General features: G+C 46.8%; 16 protein-coding genes. 6 read left to right on the forward strand and 10 right to left on the reverse strand.

Annotated features, from left to right (window positions below):
• Positions 1-73: 73 nt before the first annotated feature.
• Positions 74-496, reverse strand: a complete 423-nt coding sequence (locus EXW93_RS13275; RefSeq protein ID WP_023469329.1) for a CBS domain-containing protein — start codon at positions 494-496, stop codon at positions 74-76.
• Positions 497-669: 173 nt separating this feature from the next.
• On the opposite strand from EXW93_RS13275, the gene EXW93_RS13280 reads away from it, so the two are divergent.
• The 3 genes from EXW93_RS13280 to EXW93_RS13290 all read left to right on the forward strand — a co-directional run bounded on the left by EXW93_RS13280 (position 670) and on the right by EXW93_RS13290 (position 6,465).
• Positions 670-2,943, forward strand: coding sequence for a methyl-accepting chemotaxis protein (locus tag EXW93_RS13280; protein WP_023469330.1), 2,274 nt, complete (start codon positions 670-672; stop codon positions 2,941-2,943).
• Positions 2,944-3,061: 118 nt separating this feature from the next.
• On the forward strand, positions 3,062-4,222 hold the full coding sequence (locus EXW93_RS13285; protein WP_023469331.1) for a helix-turn-helix domain-containing protein: 1,161 nt from the start codon (positions 3,062-3,064) through the stop codon (positions 4,220-4,222).
• A 101-nt stretch (positions 4,223-4,323) separates the two neighbouring features.
• On the forward strand, positions 4,324-6,465 hold the full coding sequence (locus EXW93_RS13290) for a bifunctional glycosyltransferase/CDP-glycerol:glycerophosphate glycerophosphotransferase (protein ID WP_174316570.1): 2,142 nt from the start codon (positions 4,324-4,326) through the stop codon (positions 6,463-6,465).
• A gap of 48 nt (positions 6,466-6,513) precedes the next feature.
• Here the strand turns inward: EXW93_RS13290 and rlmD are convergent, their stop codons facing one another.
• The 9 genes from rlmD to EXW93_RS13335 all read right to left on the reverse strand — a co-directional run bounded on the left by rlmD (position 6,514) and on the right by EXW93_RS13335 (position 17,311).
• A complete protein-coding gene (gene rlmD / locus EXW93_RS13295) occupies positions 6,514-7,872 on the reverse strand; it encodes a 23S rRNA (uracil(1939)-C(5))-methyltransferase RlmD (RefSeq protein ID WP_035396153.1) in 1,359 nt (452 codons plus the stop codon).
• A 25-nt stretch (positions 7,873-7,897) separates the two neighbouring features.
• Positions 7,898-8,860: a diacylglycerol kinase gene (locus EXW93_RS13300; RefSeq protein WP_023469333.1), complete on the reverse strand. Its 963-nt coding sequence runs from the start codon at positions 8,858-8,860 to the stop codon at positions 7,898-7,900.
• A 147-nt stretch (positions 8,861-9,007) separates the two neighbouring features.
• Positions 9,008-10,441, reverse strand: a complete 1,434-nt coding sequence (gatB, locus tag EXW93_RS13305) for an Asp-tRNA(Asn)/Glu-tRNA(Gln) amidotransferase subunit GatB (protein ID WP_023469334.1) — start codon at positions 10,439-10,441, stop codon at positions 9,008-9,010.
• 14 nt (positions 10,442-10,455) lie between these two features.
• Complete coding sequence (gene gatA / locus EXW93_RS13310; RefSeq protein ID WP_023469335.1) at positions 10,456-11,898, reverse strand: Asp-tRNA(Asn)/Glu-tRNA(Gln) amidotransferase subunit GatA; 1,443 nt, start codon at positions 11,896-11,898, stop codon at positions 10,456-10,458.
• Between the two features lie 15 nt (positions 11,899-11,913).
• Positions 11,914-12,204: an Asp-tRNA(Asn)/Glu-tRNA(Gln) amidotransferase subunit GatC gene (gatC, locus tag EXW93_RS13315; RefSeq protein ID WP_023469336.1), complete on the reverse strand. Its 291-nt coding sequence runs from the start codon at positions 12,202-12,204 to the stop codon at positions 11,914-11,916.
• 199 nt (positions 12,205-12,403) lie between these two features.
• Complete coding sequence (locus tag EXW93_RS13320) at positions 12,404-13,648, reverse strand: Nramp family divalent metal transporter (protein WP_074668410.1); 1,245 nt, start codon at positions 13,646-13,648, stop codon at positions 12,404-12,406.
• A gap of 111 nt (positions 13,649-13,759) precedes the next feature.
• Positions 13,760-15,271 carry a sodium/proline symporter PutP gene (putP, locus tag EXW93_RS13325; RefSeq protein WP_023469338.1) on the reverse strand — a complete coding sequence of 504 codons (1,512 nt, stop codon included), beginning with the start codon at positions 15,269-15,271 and terminating at the stop codon, positions 13,760-13,762.
• Between the two features lie 78 nt (positions 15,272-15,349).
• Entirely contained in the window at positions 15,350-16,894 is a 1,545-nt protein-coding gene (pruA, locus tag EXW93_RS13330; RefSeq protein ID WP_029342578.1) for an L-glutamate gamma-semialdehyde dehydrogenase, read from the reverse strand.
• A gap of 129 nt (positions 16,895-17,023) precedes the next feature.
• A complete protein-coding gene (locus EXW93_RS13335; RefSeq protein ID WP_023469340.1) occupies positions 17,024-17,311 on the reverse strand; it encodes a HesB/YadR/YfhF family protein in 288 nt (95 codons plus the stop codon).
• 122 nt (positions 17,312-17,433) lie between these two features.
• Here EXW93_RS13335 and EXW93_RS13340 point away from each other — a divergent pair, with 122 nt between their 5' ends.
• The 3 genes from EXW93_RS13340 to EXW93_RS13350 all read left to right on the forward strand — a co-directional run bounded on the left by EXW93_RS13340 (position 17,434) and on the right by EXW93_RS13350 (position 20,714).
• Positions 17,434-18,273: a hypothetical protein gene (locus EXW93_RS13340; protein ID WP_023469341.1), complete on the forward strand. Its 840-nt coding sequence runs from the start codon at positions 17,434-17,436 to the stop codon at positions 18,271-18,273.
• Positions 18,274-18,285: 12 nt separating this feature from the next.
• Complete coding sequence (gene bcp, locus EXW93_RS13345; RefSeq protein ID WP_023469342.1) at positions 18,286-18,735, forward strand: thioredoxin-dependent thiol peroxidase; 450 nt, start codon at positions 18,286-18,288, stop codon at positions 18,733-18,735.
• A 329-nt stretch (positions 18,736-19,064) separates the two neighbouring features.
• Positions 19,065-20,714 carry a peptide ABC transporter substrate-binding protein gene (locus EXW93_RS13350; RefSeq protein WP_023469343.1) on the forward strand — a complete coding sequence of 550 codons (1,650 nt, stop codon included), beginning with the start codon at positions 19,065-19,067 and terminating at the stop codon, positions 20,712-20,714.
• Positions 20,715-20,973 lie beyond the last annotated feature (259 nt).

A 20,973-nucleotide genomic window follows, 5' to 3' on the forward strand; every position in this document is an offset into this window, starting at 1 on the left:
ATTTAAGTCAATAAAAAGCACTTCTTCTCACATTTCGTGAAAATAAGTGCTTTCTTTACTAGTTTTATATTTTTTAGTAACTGACATTTTCGCGCGCTACTTTTTTCGCGAAATAATCGATGATATCCCGACGACGAATGATTCCGATAAAGTGCTTTCCATCATCGATGACAGGAACGAAGTTTTGGTCCGTGATGACCTCAATCATCTCTTCCATTTGCGCAGTAATCGAGACTGGTTTATAACGAACACGTTGTTTAATATCCGTTAACCGTGTTTGCAAGACGTGATCGTAGTCTGCATGCTCTAGATTAGCCTCGAGCGCCCACAAGACATCCCCTTCCGTTAATGTCCCTGCGTATTTACCTTTATTATCGACGAGCGGAACGGACGTAAATCGATGATGTTTCATCTTTTCTAATGCCTGTCTGACCGTCGATTCAGGATCTAAATATTTCACCTCATCTTTTGGTAGTAAGAAAAAAGCAATGTTCATTTCTGTTCCTCCCTAGCCACTCTGTGACACCTTCTTCATTTTATCACGAAGCCTCACTGGATTCATTTCTCAAATGATGAAAATCTCTACATAATTCCTTCATATTTATCCGTACCCTTCCGATAGTCAGAATAGACAGATTTTAAAGACTATTTAGGATAGGAGAATTCATCATGCGCCTCCCGATCACCCGTCGTTTGTTCATCGGGCTTATTTTGTTGCCTGCTCTTACTCTCGGTGTTTCCACTTGGTTTTCGTATGACCAAACAAGCCGAACTGTCGATCAACTGGTCGACTCGACATCCCAAACTGCTTTAAAGCAACTCGAACAATCGTTTTCCCGCATCATCGATGATACTAAAAAAGATACAACACTCCTTGCCGGACTCCCTTCCAACCGTGAAGACGGTACTCTACCGAACTACATAGATACAACCAAACAACCCGATGCTTCGGAGGCTCCTTCTCAAAAAGCAACAGATATCTATAATGTCCTTGAGAAATATGGCTCCTCAAAAATCGAAAATTCATTTATCCAATACGCTGATACGAAAGGCGGCTATCTTAACTGGCCAAAACAAGACGTCGCACCTGGATACGATCCTCGAAAAGAGATTTGGTATAAACAAGCGCTGGAGAATTCAAGCACTGTCGCCATGAGCGAGCCTTACTATGATAGCGCGACGAAATTATCCATCATCGGTTTCTCTAAGGCGACACTAGATGCTCAAGCGAACATCAAAGGTGTATTGTCTGTTTATAAAAGCATCAATCGTCTTGCTGAAGATATGAAACGGATTGAAATCGGACAAAAAGGATTTGTTTTCAGCTACACACAAGACGGTAAGGTCGTCACGCACCCGAACCGAAATTATTTCTTCAAAAAAATCAATCAACTACGTGAAGACGGAAAAGCATATTTCTCTGCTCCAAAGTCCATGTTAGAGCAAGAATCCGGTACGAAGATCATGGACGTCGCCGGAAAAAAATCGGTCGTCATTTGGCAAACTTCTTCGAAAACAGGATTCAAACTAGCCGTCGTACTGGATTACGCTTCCTTGTATGCGCCTAAAGAAGCCATGCTCAATCAGTCATTGATCAATTTCGTCGTTGCGATCGCCCTCGCGACATTGATCGCTTGGTTGATCGGGCGTTCGATCAATCGCCCGCTGTCGATGCTCCGTCGTGAAGCATTAGCAATCGCATCAGGTGATTTGCGAACACAGCATCGTCCTAAACGATTCATCCGGGATGAATTAACAGACCTCAGTGCAAACTTCGACGCGATGCGCGCGCGCCTGCGACAAACGATTCTAGCGATGACTACATCCGCTACGACCGTTCGCGATGCGTCAGAAGAGCTCTCAAACAATGCGACTCATGTACAAAAGGCTTCACGTCATATCGGACAGACAATGGAAGAAATCGCTGCTGCTGGTGAAACTCAAACGAAACAAGCCGAACGTTCTTCCCATGCTGTATACGGTGTCAAGGAACGTTCTACAGCAATGCAACAGGTCGCGTCCACGACACTTTCTGAAGTCGCTTCCGTCGCTTCCGCTGCGACACGAGGAAGTGACGTGACGAAACAGACGATTTCTGATCTATTGAGCCATTCGGATTCATTGGAAAAAGAAATCGAGAATACTTCTGATTTCTTAGGCAAACGTTCTGATGAGATCGGAAAGATTCTTGGAACGCTGCAAGCCATCTCGAGTCAGACGAATTTACTCGCCCTCAACGCAGCAATCGAAGCCGCACGTGTTGGTGAACAAGGACGTGGATTTGCTGTCGTCGCGAGTGAGGTAAGAAAACTGGCCGAGGAGAGCGACGAATCCGCTAAACAAATCAAACAGCTCCTCGATAATATTCAACAAGAAACACATACTGCCATGAGTGCGATGCACCATGTCATGAGTGATTTGAAGCTGTCTCTTGAGTCTGTCAAAACGACAGGCGATGACTTCGAGCGCATCGCAGGATCCGTACATCATGTCTCGAATCGAACAGAAGTATTGACTGGTGACATCGAGGCGCTGACGCTTGCTACGGAAGAAGTATCCGATGCCATGGGAACCATTCTTGCTTTAACGGAAGAGAATGCAGCAGGTCTTGAGACAAGCGCTGCAAGTATTCAAGAAACGAACGCAACACTTGAATCCGTGACGACGGCAGCGGCTCACCTCGCTCACATCGCAGGTGATCTCCATGCGCTCACATTGGAATTCCAGTTAGACGAAACCGTATCTGACGAACATTCGGTCGAAGAACAAGAAGACGTCCTTTCATCAGAACCCGACACAAGCCATTCTGCTGACGATGCCTACGCGGAAGTCGCAAGCACAGAATTGACGGAGCACGATATCGAAACGAATGATCCTGAAGTCGAGACGGGGCACGAGGAGGATCCAACACCTGAGTCCTCTCCGTCTCCTACGAATCCATAAGCCTATCGATCCGGAGTCTTGAAGAAAGACTTCGGATTTTTTCATTCCCTACTCGACTATCGATTGCCGAGCACATACACTAGATACAATCGATGCATCATTCGAAAGGAGTCGCTTCATGAATCCCTTAAGCCCCTCAGACTTGACACAAATCGCGGAACATTTGTTTGGGATGACTGGTTTTTTTATTTCCTATCAAGATCAAGAGCATGTCTCAATCGAGTTACGTCCTTCCGCACCCAAGCATCCAGCTAATCTATTGATTGAAGATACGTGGCCTACTTTAAAAAATCATCGCCCTCTACTTCATACCTTAAAAGACGGAACGGCTTATCTGTTCGTAGACGTTCCTGACCAAGGCATGTACCGGATCGGTCCCGTTCTCTTACAGTCAGCACTTTTTCGGGCTCATATTCAAGATGAGACCTATCATCAATTTTATAAAGTTCTACCCCGAACGACGGAAAATCGTCTGATCGACTGTGCCCATTTGCTCTATCGCCTTCTACATGGTGAAGGATTGTCCTCTCGTGACATCGATCATGTTTCAGATATACAGGAAGAGGAAATTCCTTTAGTGTCTGAAGCCCCTTCGCACACAGGTGTGACCGCCTATCGAAAAGCTTGGCAACGCGAGCAACAAATCATCGACTGGATCTCATCCGGACAGAGCGAACGGTTGGCGACGACCTATTCTCTTCCCGCATACGGTGAGTTCGGAACACTCGCACGTCATCAACCACTCCGAGCAGAAAAGAATCTACTTCTAGGAACGGTTCTTCTGAGCGCACGTGCCGCTATTCGTGGGGGACTCGAACCAGACGAAGCCTTTTCGCTCAGTGATCGGATGATTGAGACGATCGAAGCTGCGACGAGTATTGCAGAATTGCGAAATCGTCACGTTCGGATCACGGTATCTTTTGCGGAAGCCGTCAAAGAAATACAAGCGTTGCGTCATTCGCCACACGTCCTAGCTGCCATTCGATACATTCAGCAGCATCTCTACGATCCTTTATCGGTCTCGTCCATCAGTCAGGCGATTCACGTATCCTCCAACTATTTATCCGTTTTATTTAAAGATGAAACGGGTTTACCGCTGGCTCGTTACGTCATTCGTGAACGGATTCGCGAAGCGAAAAGATTGCTACGTTCATCTGACGACTCGCTATTGACGATTTCAAACCGACTGCACTTTTCAAGTCAAAGTCATTTCAGTCAGGCCTTTAAACAAATCACGGGCGAGACGCCTACTCATTACAGACAAAAGACAGATTTTTAGGAACACTGCTACCTTTTTCAGATTTGTGATATCCTATTCAACAGAATACAATTTTGCCGAATCGAATCTTTTTCGATTCTTTCATCAAAAGGAGAGTCAACATGAATTCAATTAGTGTGATCATTCCAGTCTATCAAACCGAATCTCAAGCAAAAGCTGCGATTCAATCCGTTCTCGACCAACACGTTTCGATTCCTGTAGAAATCGTCGTTGTCTTTGATGGACCAAGTTCTTATGTCGATGATATTCGTGCACTACATCCAACGTGTACCATCATCGAACAATCACATCAAGGTGTGTATGCGGCTCGACGTAATGGAGTTCAAGCTGCTTCAGGAGACTATGTCATCTTTTTAGATAGTGATGATATTCTTGCTCCCCGTGCGCTTTACACATATATCAAGGCATACGAGAAGTCTCGTGGGGAAGTCATCATCGGTAAGATCTCCCCTGTCTATAATAAGAAGAAATGGCTGATGCCGATCGATGACGATCGTTACTTCTTTTACTCGCGCACGAAGTTTAATTCGCGTCACTTGACGACGATCCATGGATGGATGATCAAAAAAGAATTGCTTCAGACATTGCCTAGCTTCGAAACGACATGGTTTGCGGATACGCTCATCGCCCATACTGTCATTTCGCAGTTAACGAACATTACTTCCGTCAACTACATCGTGTACGGACGGAATTCAAGAAGTACACCACTGGATGGTCAATCGCTCTTCCAACTACGTGACATTACGACACTCTCAGATATCTCTCGAATTTATGGCATATTATCAGCAGAGACAAAAGATGAAGAAGTCCAAAAATTCTTAAATACGTGGTATAAACGGTTCATTTCAAAACGTGGACGTACATTACTCGAACGGAGTTCATCTAATACTCAACAAGCAGAAGTCTTCAACCATGTCGCTTACGACTTAAAGCGGATGCCATCAAAGAGTAAATATCTACAAGCTTGGTCAACGGGATCGTACGCGATGTTCAAGCTGTACATTACTGCTGTCAAAACAAAACGTTCCTTACGTACGGCGCGTCGTAAAAAAATTAAAAATGGTATTATGCTATATCGACTATTCCAGAAGATGCCGATCAAAGACAATCTCGTCTTATTCGAAAGTTTCTTAGGGCGGAGTTACTCTGACAATCCGAAGGCACTTTACCTTCACCTAAAAGAAAAACATCCGGAACTAGAACTTGTTTGGATTTTCGCTCAAGAACCTTCTGATGAAGTGAAGGAAGCATGTCCGAATTGGGTACTTCGAAACAGCTTTACGTACTATCAATACATGGCTCGTGCGAAATACTGGATTTTCAACACGCGTCAGCCGCTCAGCTTGAAAAAACGCGAAGAAACTATCTATCTTCAAACATGGCACGGTACGCCATTAAAACGACTCGGTCTTGATATGGAAGATGTGCATATGGCTGGAACGAATGCGATTCGCTATAAAAAGAATTTCTATAACCAAGCGCAAGAATGGAACTATCTGATTTCGCCAAACGCGTACTCGAGCGAAATCTTCAAGAGCGCATTCGGGTTCCAAAATACGATGCTTGAAACGGGCTATCCTCGTAACGATCTCTTATATGCCGATAATCAAGCGGGTCTCATCAGTGAAATCAAAACACGCTTAAATATTCCGGCTGATAAAAAGATTGTCCTTTATGCACCGACATGGCGAGATGATGAGTTCATCGCTCGTGGAAAATACCGCTTCGACTTGCAGTTGAATTTAAATGAGATGCAAGCACGTCTTGGCGATGACTACGTCGTCCTTTTACGGATGCACTACTTGATTGCTCAAAACATGGATATCAGTGGACACGAAGGATTCGCTTACGATGTCTCTTCATACGGTGATATCGCAGAACTCTATCTGATTAGTGACATTCTGATCACGGACTACTCATCTGTGTTCTTTGACTATGCCCACTTGCAACGTCCAATGATCTTCTTTACGTACGATCTAGAAAAATATGCTTCAACGTTGCGCGGATTCTACTTCGATTTCGAAGAAGTCGTCCCTGGACCACTTCTGAAGGAAACAGATCAAGTCATCGATTATATCGAACAAATCGATACGAAGTCCGTCGCTTACCAAGAAAAATACGACCGCTTCCTCGAACGGTTCTGTAGCTTAGATGATGGTACGGCGAGTGAACGCGTTCTTGCTGAATTGTTCCCAAGTACAGCACAATCGACGGTTGAGGACGAATCAACAGAAACGGAATGATAAATCAAAAAGTGCCTCCTTCCTTAGCTGGAAAGAGGCACTTTTAATTTAGTTACGGACGAACAAAGCAACGCTCTCAACGTGTGTCGTATGCGGGAACATATCGACCGGCGTCACTTCGACGAGTGTATACCCGAGCTCTGTCAATAGCTTCGCGTCGCGCGCTTGTGTCGACGCGTTACATGAGACGTAAACGATCCGCTTCGGTGCGACATCTGCTGCTGCACGCAAGAACTCTTCGTCACAGCCTTTACGGGGTGGGTCGACGACGATGACGTCCGGTTGAATACCGGCTTTAACGAGATCCGGCATGACTTTTTCGGCTGCCCCGTACTCGAACGTCACGTTCTCGATACCGTTCGCTTGTGCGTTCCGGCGTGCATCATCGATTGCTTGCGGTACGATTTCGATGCCGTAGACGTGCTTCGCTTGTTTTGCGAGTGACAATGAAATCGAACCGATTCCACAGTACGCATCAACGACTGTCTCATCTCCCGTTAACTGGGCATACTCGAGTGCTTTCGCGTAGAGTTTCTCCGTTTGCAGCGGGTTGACTTGGAAGAATGAGTGCGGCGAGATTTCATACGTCAATCCAGCGATTTGATCGCGGATGACGGACGGTCCGTACAAGACGACGTTCTTTTTCCCAAGAATGACGTTCGTATCATCCGGGTTGATGTTGTGCTGGATCGACGTGACGTTTGGTAACGCCTTTAAGATCCCTTCGACGATTTTATCGATACCACGAAGTTGTTTGACTTTCGTGACGAGCACGACCATCAATTCGTTCGTATGGTAACCATGACGTGCCATGATATGACGGATGACACCTGCTTTTTTCTTCTCGTCGTACGCTGGTACTTTTAAGTCAGCAAGGACTTTACGAACCGCTTGAACAGCTTCGTCGTTTTCTTTGTTTTGAATCAAGCAATAGTCCATATCGATGATCCGGTGACTCCGTTTTTGGTAGAAACCAGCCATCAATTTGTTCGATTGGAAGGCAACCGGTACTTGCGCTTTGTTGCGGTAACCCCACGGATCTTCCATACCAATTGTCTCGTGGACTGGAATTTCAAGACCTGCTAGGCGCGCGAAAGCGTCACGGACACGGTTGTGCTTGAACTTGAGTTCTGCATCGTATGACAAGTGTTGCAATTGGCAACCGCCACACTGGTTGTAAACCGGACAAGGCGGCTCGACACGATCGACACTCTTCGTCTTTTGACGGATGATACGACCGAATCCGTAAGACTTCGTCGTTTTCGTGATTTTGATCTTGACCTGCTCCGTCGGCAATGCGCCCGGGATGAAGACCGTATATCCATCGATGCGCGCGACCCCTGATCCTTCATGCGTCAGGTCGACGATCTCGACGACGTGTTCATCGTTCTTTTGTACTGGAATCATGAATATCCTCCTTAAAAACCTCGCTTCACGCGAGGTTCGTTTCTGCTTCTTGTAGTTGTGTATTGATTTGTTCCATCTCTTCGATCCGGAACTTTGGTGTCATGACTTCGAAATGAGAGCGAAGATTCGTCATCTCGCCTTCGCAAATGCCGCCAAACTCACCATCGATGTTCAAGCTCATCTCTGATGTATTCTTCATGCGGACGAATGAGGTCGTGACATGCTCGATGCAAGGGTCCGAGAAATGATCCCCTTTTAAGGCAAGACGCATGACACGAATCAGTTCGACGAGGTTACATTTCTTGAGAATGAAGAGATCGAACCGACCGTCATTGAGTGACGCGTTCGGTGACAATTTCTCGAATCCGCCGACGGAGTTCGTATTGGATGTCAAGAACAGCATGACTTCTCCTTTGAATATACCCTTTTCATGCTCCAGTTCGACATATGTCGGTCGGATTTGCGGAAGTTTCTCCATCCCTTTGACGTAGTACGCGAGCTGTCCGAGTGCCGTCTTCAGCTTCGAAGGCACTTCGTACGACAGTTCTGTCATGATGCCACCACCAGCGATGTTGATGAAGTAATGGACGCCTGCCGATCCTTCAATCTTACCGATATCGACCGGCATCGTATGTCCTGTGCAAATGACATCCATCGCTCCTTCGATCGTCAATGGAATACGCATCGCCCGACCAAAGTCATTCGTCGTTCCAACAGGTAGTACACCAAGCTTCGGACGTTTGTTGTAGGCAGCCATTCCGCTGATCACTTCGTTCAACGTACCATCGCCGCCTGCTGCGACGACGAGATCAAAGTCTGCTTCGCATGCTCGTGCTGCTTCATACGTCGCATCGCCGACCGCTTTCGTCGAGTAGACAGATGTCTCATAACCCGCTGCTTCGAGTCGGTCGAGGATATACGGTAAATTTCGTTTAACCATCTCTTTCCCGGAAGTCGGGTTATAAATCACGCGCGCTCTAGGTCTCATAAGATTTTCTCCTTTTTGACTCAACCGTTCATTTGATACATAACTGTTTTATTTTACATGAACTCTCGAGACATTACAAAGCCAAAAAAGACAGCGTCCGTTTCCTCGCAGAAGTAAAGGAGGAACGAACGCTGTTTGATCAGGTACTTATTTTAATTTTTCAAGCTCTTCATAGAAGAGTTGATCAAGGAGGGCAGGGTTCGCCATTCCTTTTGTTTTCTTCATGATTTGACCGATGACGAAGCCTTTCTTCCGGTCACGTCCACCGAGTAATTCCTCGACGACGGCTGGGTTCGCTTCGAACATCTCGACGATGAGACCACGTAGCAATCCTTCGTCTGAAATTTGTGCAAGACCGTTTTCTTCGACGTATGCACGTGGCTCGACACCTTCTTCGATGACGGCTGTGAAGACTTGTTTGGCGATTTTCGAAGAAATCGTACCGCTTGCGATCAAGTCGATCATCTCTGCCAGACGAGCTGGTGTCATCTTGACTGTTTCAAACGTTTCCGTCGATTTATTCAAATGACCTTGGATCTCACCGATCGTCCAGTTGGCTGCTGCTTTTGGTTCTGCGCCTGCTGCGAGAGTCGCTTCGAAGTACTCTGCCATCTCACGTGTGACCGTTAGTTGTTTCGCATCATACGCTGAAAGACCAAGTTCTTCTTGGTAACGCACGCGACGTGCATCTGGAAGTTCCGGAATACCGGCACGGATCGCTTCTTTCCAATCGTGATCCAGCACGAGCTTGACGAGATCAGGCTCTGGGAAGTAACGGTAATCCGACGCCCCTTCTTTGACACGCATGAGGACGGTTTGTTTTTTTGTCTCATCGAAACGGAGTGTTTCTTGGCGCATTACACCACCCGCAAGCAATAGTTTGCGGTGACGATCTTCTTCGAACTCAAGACCTTTTAAGACGTTTCCGAATGAGTTCAAGTTTTTAAGTTCTGTTTTCGTACCGAACTTTTCTTGTCCGTATGGGCGAACGGAGATGTTACAGTCACAACGAAGTGATCCTTCTTCCATCTTGACGTCTGAGACGCCTGCATATTGCAAGACTTCCTTAAGACGTTCGAGGTAGGCGACTGCATCTTTCGGTGAACGCATGTCCGCTTCACTGACGATTTCGATGAGCGGTGCACCTGTCCGGTTGAAGTCGACGACTGAGTGATTCGCACCCGTGTGGTTCATCTTACCAGCATCTTCTTCCAGATGGACACGTTCGATTCGGAAACGTTTCGTTTCGCCATCGACTTCCGCATCAATGTAGCCATCGAAGCCGATCGGTTGATCGAACTGTGAGATTTGATACGCTTTTGGCGTATCTGGATAGAAATAGTTCTTCCGGTCGAATTTCGTTTGATCGGCCACTTGGCAGTTGAGTGCCATAGCTGCACGCACAGCGAGCTCAACGGCTTTTTCGTTGATTTTCGGCAAGACGCCCGGATGTCCAAGACAAATCGGACACGTTTTCGTGTTCGTCTCCGCGCCGTATTCCCGCGCACAACCACAGAACATCTTCGTGTTCGTGCTCAGCTCGGCGTGGACTTCAATCCCGATGATCGTTTCAAAGTTCATGATACATTCGCTCCTTATAACTTCGGAAGCGCGAATCCACCTGTCGCAAGCTCAAACGCATGCGCAGCGCGGTAGATCGTCGCCTCATCGAAATGTTTTCCAATGATTTGTAAGCCGACCGGAAGACCGTCGACGAATCCAGCTGGAACCGAGATGGCTGGGACACCTGCTAAGTTGATTGGAATCGTCAGAATGTCATTCGCATACATCGTGACGGGATCATCGAGTTGTGCACCGAGTTCGAATGCTGGTGTCGGCGCTGTTGGTCCGATGATGACGTCATAGTTCGCGAGGACATCGTCGAAGTCCTTTTTGATCAACGTTCGAGCTTGTTGTGCTTTTTTATAGTAGGCATCGTAGTAACCTGAGCTGAGCGCATACGTTCCGAGCATGATCCGGCGTTTGACTTCGTCTCCGAATCCTTGTGAGCGAGAATACTTGAAGACATCTTCAAGTGCGTCCGCTTCCGCACGGACTCCATAACGAATACCGTCAAAGCGCGCGAGGTTCGATGATGCTTCGGATGAAGCGAGTAAGTAGTACGTCGCAAGCGCATATTTCGAGTTCGGAAGTGATACTTCATCAACCGTCGCACCGAGTGCTTCGAGTTTTTGGATTGCTTCACGGATGTTAGCTTTGACACCTTCACTGACACCCTCACCGAAGTATTCTTTCGGAACAGCGATCTTCAACCCTTTGATATCACCTGTCAACGCTTGTGTGTAATCTGTTGCGGCGACATTCGCAGACGTCGAATCCATCTCACAGTGTCCTGCGATCGCGCTCAAGAGATACGCGTTGTCTTCGACTGTTCGTGTCAACGGACCGATTTGGTCAAGCGACGACGCGAACGCCACAAGACCGAAGCGTGAGACGAGACCGTATGTCGGTTTCAACCCGACGACACCACAATAGGCAGCCGGTTGACGAATCGAACCACCTGTATCCGAACCAAGGCTGAACAAGACTTCGCCTGCTGCGACAGCTGCTGCTGAACCACCTGAAGAACCACCTGGAACGTGTTTCGTATTCCATGGATTGCGAACCGGTTTGTACGCTGAGTTCTCGTTTGAAGAACCCATCGCGAACTCATCCATGTTCAATTTCCCGATCGTGACCGCCCCTGCTTCATGCAGACGCTCGACGACCGTCGCGTCATGCGCTGGTACGAAGTTCTCGAGGAATTTCGAACCACATGTCGTCGTCATCCCTTTTGTGACGATGTTATCCTTGACACCGATTGGAAGACCAAACAATGGATTCGCTTCGTGTTTCGCGACATCATCCATTCGTTTTGCTTGCTCGAATGCTTCTTCGTTCAATGAAAGAAACGCACCGATTTTTCCATCGACGCGGTCGATTTGATCAAAGGATTCTTGGACGAGTTCAGAAACTTTGACTTCGCCATCCTGAATGAGTGTGTGTAGTGTTTTGACACCATGTTCAAAAAGTGACATCGGGTCATTTCCTCCTTATTCGAACACCGCTGGGACGCGGACTTGTCCGTCTTCCCAATCGGGTGCGAGTCGTTCTACTTCCGTACGAGGAAGTGATGGACGTACTTCGTCCTTACGTAGGACGTTCTTTAAATCGAGGACATGAGTCGTCGGTTCGACGCCTGTCGTATCGAGTTCATTTAATTGTTCAGCGAACCCAAGAATCTTCTCGAGTTGTCCTGTGAATTGTGCTACTTCTTCATCTGTCACGGCAAGGCGTGCCAAATGCGCCACGTGGCGGACTTGCTCCTCATTAATCTTTGCCATGTCATTCCACCTCCGGAACTTTTGCGATATATTTTACACTATTTCTAATCATAGCACTTTTCGTCCAGACAAAAAAGACGATGGTGCATCGGGGGGAGGTCCGCACCATCGTCCTATAGGGGTAGCAAAGCTTCCGGGCGGAAAGCTTCTAGTTATGAAATACCCGCTTTAAATCAGACGAAACAAAAATACTGAATATTCATACTAATACATCGAAGAGCAGATAGACATTGAAGACGATGACGATCGAGACGATAATCCAGGCCAACGTGTTCATGAACCGACTGTTCCGATGTTCCCCCATGTACTGTTCACTCGCTGTCGCCCGAATCAAGGGAATCAAGGCGAACGGAATCCCGAACGATAAGGCGACCTGACTAAGGACAAGTGCTCGTGTCGGATCAAAACCGGAGAACAGCAACAAAATTGCCGGCAACATCGTCACGGTCCGGCGAACGAACAGTGGCAGTTGAAGATGAAGAAAGCCGCGCATGATCGCGTCCCCTGACATCGTCCCGACGCTTGAAGAAGCGAGACCCGAGACAAGTAAAGCAATCGCAAACAGATACGGTGCGCTACCACCGAGCGTGACATGAAGTCCCTCGTAGATCGCTTCAAGCGAACCCGCTTGATACGTCGTGCCGTAAAACACACTGGCGGCGATGACGAGCATCGCTCCGTTGACCGCTCCAGCAATCAACATCGCTCCCCAAATGTCGAAACGCTGAATCCGTAACATCGACAATTTATTCGCAACGTGTCCCATCCGGCGTTTCGTTAAATCGGAATGGAGATAGATCGCATGCGGCATGACGGTCGCTCCGAGCATCCCGGCAGCGAGGACGATGCTCGACGTACCTTCAAATCCCGGTAACAATCCTGCCGATAGATCACGAAAGACCGGATGAACTTCAAATACTTCAATCGCAAAAGCAGCGGCGATGATTAAGACGAGTACGGCGATGACAGCTTCGAAATGCCGGAGTCCCTTCTGCTCGAAGCCGAGGATGACGAACGACAAGACTGCCGTCAATAATGCTGCCATCCGTAAATCGATTGCAAACAGTAAATGAAATCCGAGTGCGGCCCCGACGAACTCTGCGAGATCGGTTGCCATCGCGACGAGCTCCGCTTGTACCCAGTAGAAGAAGCGCGTGACCGGCGATAACTCCTCCCGGATTACTTCCGCTAAACTGAGATTGCTGACGATTCCAAGCTTGGCTGACAGGAACTGAATGACGACCGCCATCAAGTTCGAGGCAACGATGACCCAGAGCAACAAATATCCGTACTGGGCGCCTGCCGTCATGTTCGTCGCGAAGTTTCCCGGATCGAGATACGCGACGGCAGCAACGAACGCCGGTCCGAGATATGTCCGTTTTCTTGGTAAATCTTGTGTAAGTGGCTGTGTCGCCATCTCGTTCACCTCACTTTTTGTTTTCATTATACGCTCATTTTGCACAAGAGCAACAAATATGCTTATGGTAAATAACAACGTATGAAGTGAATTAAAAAGGGATGTCTCCTGTAATCAGGAAACACCCCTTTTTGTTAATTAGACGATCTTCCGCTCAGGCTCCGCACCTTTTAGCTGCGCTTGCACTTGATCGAATTCATCATAGATCGCTTGACTCGGTTCCTTCGTCACGAGACTACCGACGACGAGCGCAACAGTCGAAGCGAAGAAGGCTGGAATCATCTCGTACATCTCAGAAATGTAGAATGGCAACCCTTCGACATTTTGTTTGATGAGAATCCAGGCGATGACGACGACGGATCCCGTAATCATCGAAGCAAGTGCTCCTGTCTTGTTCATCCGGCGCCAAAGCAAGCTGAACAGAACGACTGGTCCGAACGCGGCACCGAAACCAGCCCACGCATAACCAACGAGAGTCAAGATCGACTTCTGTGCACCGAACGATAAGAGAATCGCTAGAGCAGCGACGACAAGGACCATCACGCGCCCCATGACCATCAATTCACGATCCGAAGCATCACGCTTGAAGAAACGTTGATAGAAATCATTCGTTGCCGCACTCGAAGAGACGAGTAGCTGTGTCGAGATCGTCGACATGATGGCAGCAAGTAAGGCTGCAAGCAACAGTCCCGTAATGAAACCAGGGAAGAGATCGCGTGATAATTGAATGAAGACATTCTCTGGTTCTCCTAAAGGACTATTTTGTTGCGTGAAGTAGGCATATCCGATCAAACCTGTCACCATCGCTCCAACGATTGAGAACGTCATCCAGATCATCCCGACGCGACGTGCGGACTTCATCTCGTGTAAGTTCCGAATCGCCATGAAACGAACGATGATATGCGGCTGACCAAAGTAGCCGAGTCCCCATGCGAGTAGCGAGACGATTCCAATGACCGTCGTACCTTTGAATAACTCGAGCTTTGAACCGTCCGTCGACCGAATCGTTTCGAGCGTCTCGTTGATCCCACCGCTTAAAGCGAGGGCAACGCCTGGTACGATCAGCAACGCGATCACCATGATCATCCCTTGGACGACGTCTGTCCAACTGACGGCAAGGAAACCACCGAGGAAGACGTATGCAATGACGACGCCCGCTAGAATCCAAAGACCTGTCGTGTACTCGAGACCAAAGACGGCTTCGAACAAACGACCACCCGCGACAAAGCCACTTGATGCGTACATTATAAAGAATATTAAGATAACTCCAGCTGAAACAGTACGCAAGACACCACTTTTATCGTGGAATCGTTTTTCGAAGTAATCGGGAATCGTGATCGCATCCCCTGCATGTGCCGTATACGCACGCAGACGCGGCGCGACGAGTAACCAGTTGGCGTATGCGCCAAGTAACAATCCAACGACGATCCACCCACTGGACAGACCAGTTGCATACATCGCACCCGGTAATCCCATCAACAGCCAACCACTCATGTCACTTGCTCCAGCAGAGAGCGCCGTGACGACTGGACCAATCGTACGTCCCCCAAGCATGTAGTCATTCATGTTCTTCGTCCGATAATACGCAATGACGCCAAGTGCGACCATCAGTCCGAGATACAACAAAATCGCAAACCACATTCCGTTCATCCTTGCTCCCCCTTTTTCCATGATATAAGAAAAACGGGCATGCAGGTCGCACACCCGTTTCATCTATTAAACACCATTTCAGAACATTTCTGAAGTTGTTTTTGCTTGAAGATGTAAAGTCAAGTAATCTGGTCCGCCCGCTTTCGAATCCGTTCCAGACATGTTGAATCCACCGAATGGTTGGTAGCCAACGATTGCGCCTGTGCACCCACGGTTGAAGTAGAGGTTACCGACGTGGAAGTTCGCACGCGCGTACTCTTGGTTCGTCCGGTCTTGCGTGATGACAGCACCTGTCAATCCGTATTCCGTGTTGTTCGCGATGTCGATTGCTTCTTTGAAATCTTTCGCTTTCGTGAACGCGACGACTGGTCCAAAAATCTCTTCTTGCATCAAACGATCCGTTGGTTGAACGTCCGCGACGACTGTCGGTGAGACGAAGAATCCTGTTGAATCATCTGCCGTACCACCTGCGACGATGCGTCCTTCTTCTTTTGCGACGTCGAAGTACGACGTGATTTTCTTGAATGCTGCTGCGTCGATGACTGGTCCGACGTTGTTTGAGACATCCGTCGGGTTACCGATGCTGAGTTTGTTCGTGTTCGCGACGACTTTTTCGAGCAACTCGTCATAGACAGAGTCGAGTGCGACGACACGTGAACAAGCTGAACATTTTTGACCCGAGAATCCGAATGCCGCTTTCGTGATCATGTCCGCTGCGTAATCGAGGTCGGCCGACTCATCGATGACCATCGTATCTTTTCCGCCCATTTCCGCGATGACGCGTTTGAGCCAGATTTGACCTTCGTTTAGTTTCGATGCCCGCTCGTTGATGCGAAGACCGACATCACGTGATCCCGTGAAGCTGATGAAACGTGTTTTCGGGTGATCGACGAGGTAGTCACCAACTTCTGCCCCTGAACCTGGTACGAAGTTCAAGACACCAGCTGGAAGACCAGCCTGCTCCATTACTTCGACGAATTTCGCTGCGACGACCGGTGTCGTCGATGCGGGTTTCAAGAGGATCGGGTTCCCTGCCACGATTGCTGCGACAGCTGTTCCAGCCATGATCGCGAGTGGGAAGTTCCATGGTGAGATGATGACACCAACACCGAGTGGGATGTAATCGTAACGGTTGTATTCGCCTGGACGACTCTCGACTTTTTTACCGTCTTTTAAGACGAGCATCTGACGTGCGTAGTATTCGAGGAAATCGATCGCTTCTGCTGTATCAGCATCCGCTTCATTCCAAGGCTTCCCTGCTTCTTTAACGAGGTAGGCAGAGAACTCATGCTTCCGCTTGCGGATGATGTTCGCTGCTTTGAATAGGACGTCCGCACGTACAGACGGATTGACGAATTTCCATGTTTCGAAAGCTGTGACTGCTGCTTGCATCGCTTCTTCTGCATGTTCCTGTGTCGCTTTCGAGACACGTCCGACGATCTCTTCTTTGTTAGCCGGATTGACGGAGACGATTTTATCTTCCGTCGTCACATGTTTTCCACCGATGACGAGCGGATAATCTTTGCCGAGTTCTTGCGTGACGAGTGCAAGTGCCTCTTCGAACGCTTTCTTGTTTGCTTCTTGTGAGAAGTCCGTGAATGGTTCGTGTTTGTACGGAATCATCTCTATTCCCCCTTTAGTCTCTACTTTAAATCGCTTACATTCTCCATTGTACAGAAGCATGAGTCCGCTTACAATTATTCTAGTCAAAAAAATAGAGGAGCGACCAAATTGATCTCTCCTCGTCTCTATTTATTCCTTCGCTTGTGAAAAGACGATCTCTTCGTGTTCAATTGAAACTTTGACGTCTTGCCCTTGGAATAACCAATCATCTTGATCCGAGACGACGAAGTGGATGCCGTCGACGACCTCTTCGACCGCTGCCCGCTCGACTTCTTCCATATGAACACCAACCGAGAAACCTTGTGTTAAATCCGTTGAGCCACCATATTTTGCGAAGAAGCGAATCGTATCGCCTGATTTTGCTTCCATCTCATCTTTGAAGTATTGTAATGCCTCATCTGTAATATGAATTTTCATATCTATCACTCCCCTTTCATTTAGTGTACCGATATCCTACTCAAAAAAGCGAATTTCCTGTATGGTAGAGACAAGATTAGCTATGGAAGCACCATGAAACATTCATCTTAGGAGGAATTCGAATGAAACGATCGCTCGTAGTGCTGCTTGCGACCAGTCTCGTACTCGTCGGTTGCGGAAACGATTCCCCGTCTTCTACAGATACCAAATCCCCGAAGACGACGGAAACGAAACAACAGAAGGCTGAACAAGCCGTTCTTGACGTCTATCAAACATACGAAAAAACGCTCGGTCAATCCGGACGAGCAGATGCGAAGGATCTCGCATCGATTGAATATACGGCTGACGCAAAACAACTTGAACCGCTTGCCGTTGGTGCGAAGAACTTGAATGTCGTTCCCGGTAAGGTCGTCAAGTCGTTCCAAAAGGGCGACGTCGCCTATATCATCCACGAATTCAAGGATGCGAAAGGATCGATTCTCCCAAACCGGGGATCGAAACTGTTATTGAAGAAAGACGATGAGTGGAAAATCGTCCTGACACCGACGACATTCGATCCGTCCGTCTTCTCGACGCTTGGCGATATGTTCACTGGATTTAACGCTGATGAATATGGTGTCAATGCGAAGGCGGCTGATGAGATCGGAAAAACCGATGAAAAAGAGCAGGATGCCGTCTTCTCTCGTGTCAATGCGCAAACCGATTATATGGCGCTTGAGATGAACAGTAACATCCTGATGATTTACGGTGAGGCGCTCAAGAACGAAGGAAATCCTGAAACGCTCGTTGATTACTATCAAGACTACGCAGACTGGTATGAAGAAGAACAGCCACTCCTCATGAAGACAGCGAAAGCCGGTTCGGATTATGAGAAGTACTTGATTGCCCTCGATCCATTAAAAGAGAGTCTTCAAAAGAAGCTTGAGAAATATGCGGATCAATTAAACATGGAATTAGGATAAGGAGGAATTTTCATGCAAGCACCAACATTCACCCTTCCGAACGCACAAGGAGAACCGATTTCCCTCGAGGATTATCGCGGAAAAAAAGTCGTACTCTATTTCTATCCGAAGGATTCAACGCCTGGTTGTACGACCGAGGCATGTGATTTCCGTGATGCGACGCAAGCGTTCGAAGAAAATAACACCGTCATTCTCGGTGTTTCTGCTGATAGTCAGAAACGGCATCAAAACTTTATCGCAAAATACGAATTACCGTTCCAATTGTTATCAGATATCGAGCATGAAGTGTGTGAGCAATATGGCGTCTGGCAACTGAAAAAGAACTACGGTAAGGAATATTTTGGAATTGTTCGTTCAACTTTCCTAATTGATGAGTCTGGTGAAATCGTCAAGGAATGGCGCAGTGTGAAAGTAAAAGATCACGTCGCAGAAGCACTTCAGTACGTCCAAGAGCAGAAATGAGTTCAAGAACCAGTTGTTTTATACAACTGGTTCTTTTTGTATTAAACCCTTTTAAAAACTCCTAATTTTATCCTTCAAAAAAAATAATTTAATAAAAAAACCATTGGTATTACACACAAATTTAATGATTTTGAAATAATCTGAAAATATTCTATTGATTTTTCTGAATATTGTATTTATTATTGATAACAAGTTGATCCGGTGCTTTCCACAGCTTAAGAATAAAAGGCGATGACCCCTCTTATTTTTAGTCGGACACCGGATCGCTATCCTATCGGTTCTTATCGTTTCACCAGATATATCTATTTCTTTTGGGAGGGATTTACTTTATGAAGAAGAAAAAGGCACTTGCACTCGTTGGAGCACTGACAATCGCTGGATCAAGTCTTGCGGCATGTTCGACGACAGATGAAGGTAAAAAAGAAAGCGGTTCGACATCTGGAGAGAAATCTTCAGACAAACAAATCTTAAATTTAACGAGTGCTTCAGATATTCCAGCACTTAGCCCAACCGTCGCAACAGACTCTGTTTCCTTCACAGTGTTAAACAACGTCCAAGAAGGTCTATTCCGTCTTGATGACAAACAAGAAGCTACACCTGGTGTTGCTGAAAGTGTTGATGTTTCGGAAGATGGACTTACATACACGTTCAAGCTTCGTGATTCGAAATGGTCGGATGGCAGTGATGTCACAGCAAAAGACTTCGAGTATGCATGGAAACGTGTTCTTGATCCGAAAAGTGGTTCGCAATATGCGTATATCATGTATCTCATCGATGGCGCAGAAGCGTATAACACAGGAAAAGGAAAAGCTGACGATGTTGCAGTCAAAGCTGTTGACGACAAAACGCTCGAAGTTAAGCTGACACAACCGGCTGAATACTTCAAATCATTAACTGGTTTCGGTTCATTCATGCCACTGAAACAAGAGTTCGTCGAAAAACAAGGGAAAAACTTCGCGACGAAACCAGATACATTCCTTTACAACGGACCATTCGTCCTATCAGACTGGAAAACAGAAGTCGGTTGGAGCTACAAGAAAAACGATCAGTACTGGGATAAAGATAACGTTAAACTCGAAGAGATCAACTACAAAGTCGTTAAGGAAACATCGACTGCAGTTAACCTTTACGAAAAAGGTGATATCGACCAAGTTGGTCTGACAAGCGAATTCGTGGATCAGTACAAAGATAACGAAGACTTCGATACACGCCTTGATGCATCGATGTACTATATCCAAATGAACTTCAAGAATGAACTCTTGAAAAATAAAGACATCCGTAAAGCAATCGACTCTGGGTACGATAAAGAGCAGATGGCAAAAGTTCTCTTAAACAACGGTTCAATCCCAGCTTATTACTATGTCCCGAAAGAATTCGCAAAAGGTCCAGACGGTAAAGACTTCCGTGATGGTAACGAAGGCTTCGGTTCATACGATGCTTCTTCTGCAAAAGCATCGTTCGAAAAAGGATTGAAAGATATCGGTAAAAAATCAGTCAAACTCGAGCTTCTTTCATACGATGATGATAACTCGAAGAAAATCTCTGAATACCTTAAAGGCGAGTGGGAGAAAAACCTTCCAGGTCTTGAAGTCACGATCAAACAACAGCCGTTCAAGAACAAACTTGAGCTAGAATCAAAAGGTGAGTTCGAACTATCATTCGCAGGATGGGGACCTGACTACCAGGATCCGATGACGTTCCTCGATATGTGGGTAACAGGTGGACCATACAACCGTGGTAAGTACTCAAGCGATAAATATGATTCACTCATCAAATCAGCTCAAAAAGAAGTAGATGCTGAGAAACGTTGGCAGGCACTGAAAGACGCTGAGAAAACTCTCCTTGAGGACGATCAAGCGATCTCTGTTATGTATCAGCGCGGAGCTTCCTTCTTACGTAAGCCGTATGTCAAAGGAATCGTCAACCATAAAGTAGGTGCCGATACTTCATACAAATGGGCATCAATCGAAGGAAAATAAGTTACACCAAAAGACCAGATTCGCTGACGAGCGTGTCTGGTCTTTTTTTCCACCTGTGTCATTTGTCCTATTTTTCTGAATAGCATTAAAATTTCGTGTCATTCTGTTTTCATTTTTATATCTTCGTTTTATACTATCAAAGAATCCGATTCACTATATTTACAATAATTCATTAAAATTATTCATAATTAATGGAAATGAACCGATATATTTACCACAGAGGACTTTTGCCTCAATACTCTACTTCACTAGGAAGGAG

Origin of the sequence: Exiguobacterium sp. JMULE1, from assembly GCF_013337175.1 — a bacterium.
Taxonomy (GTDB): Bacteria; Bacillota; Bacilli; order Exiguobacteriales; family Exiguobacteriaceae; genus Exiguobacterium_A; species Exiguobacterium_A indicum.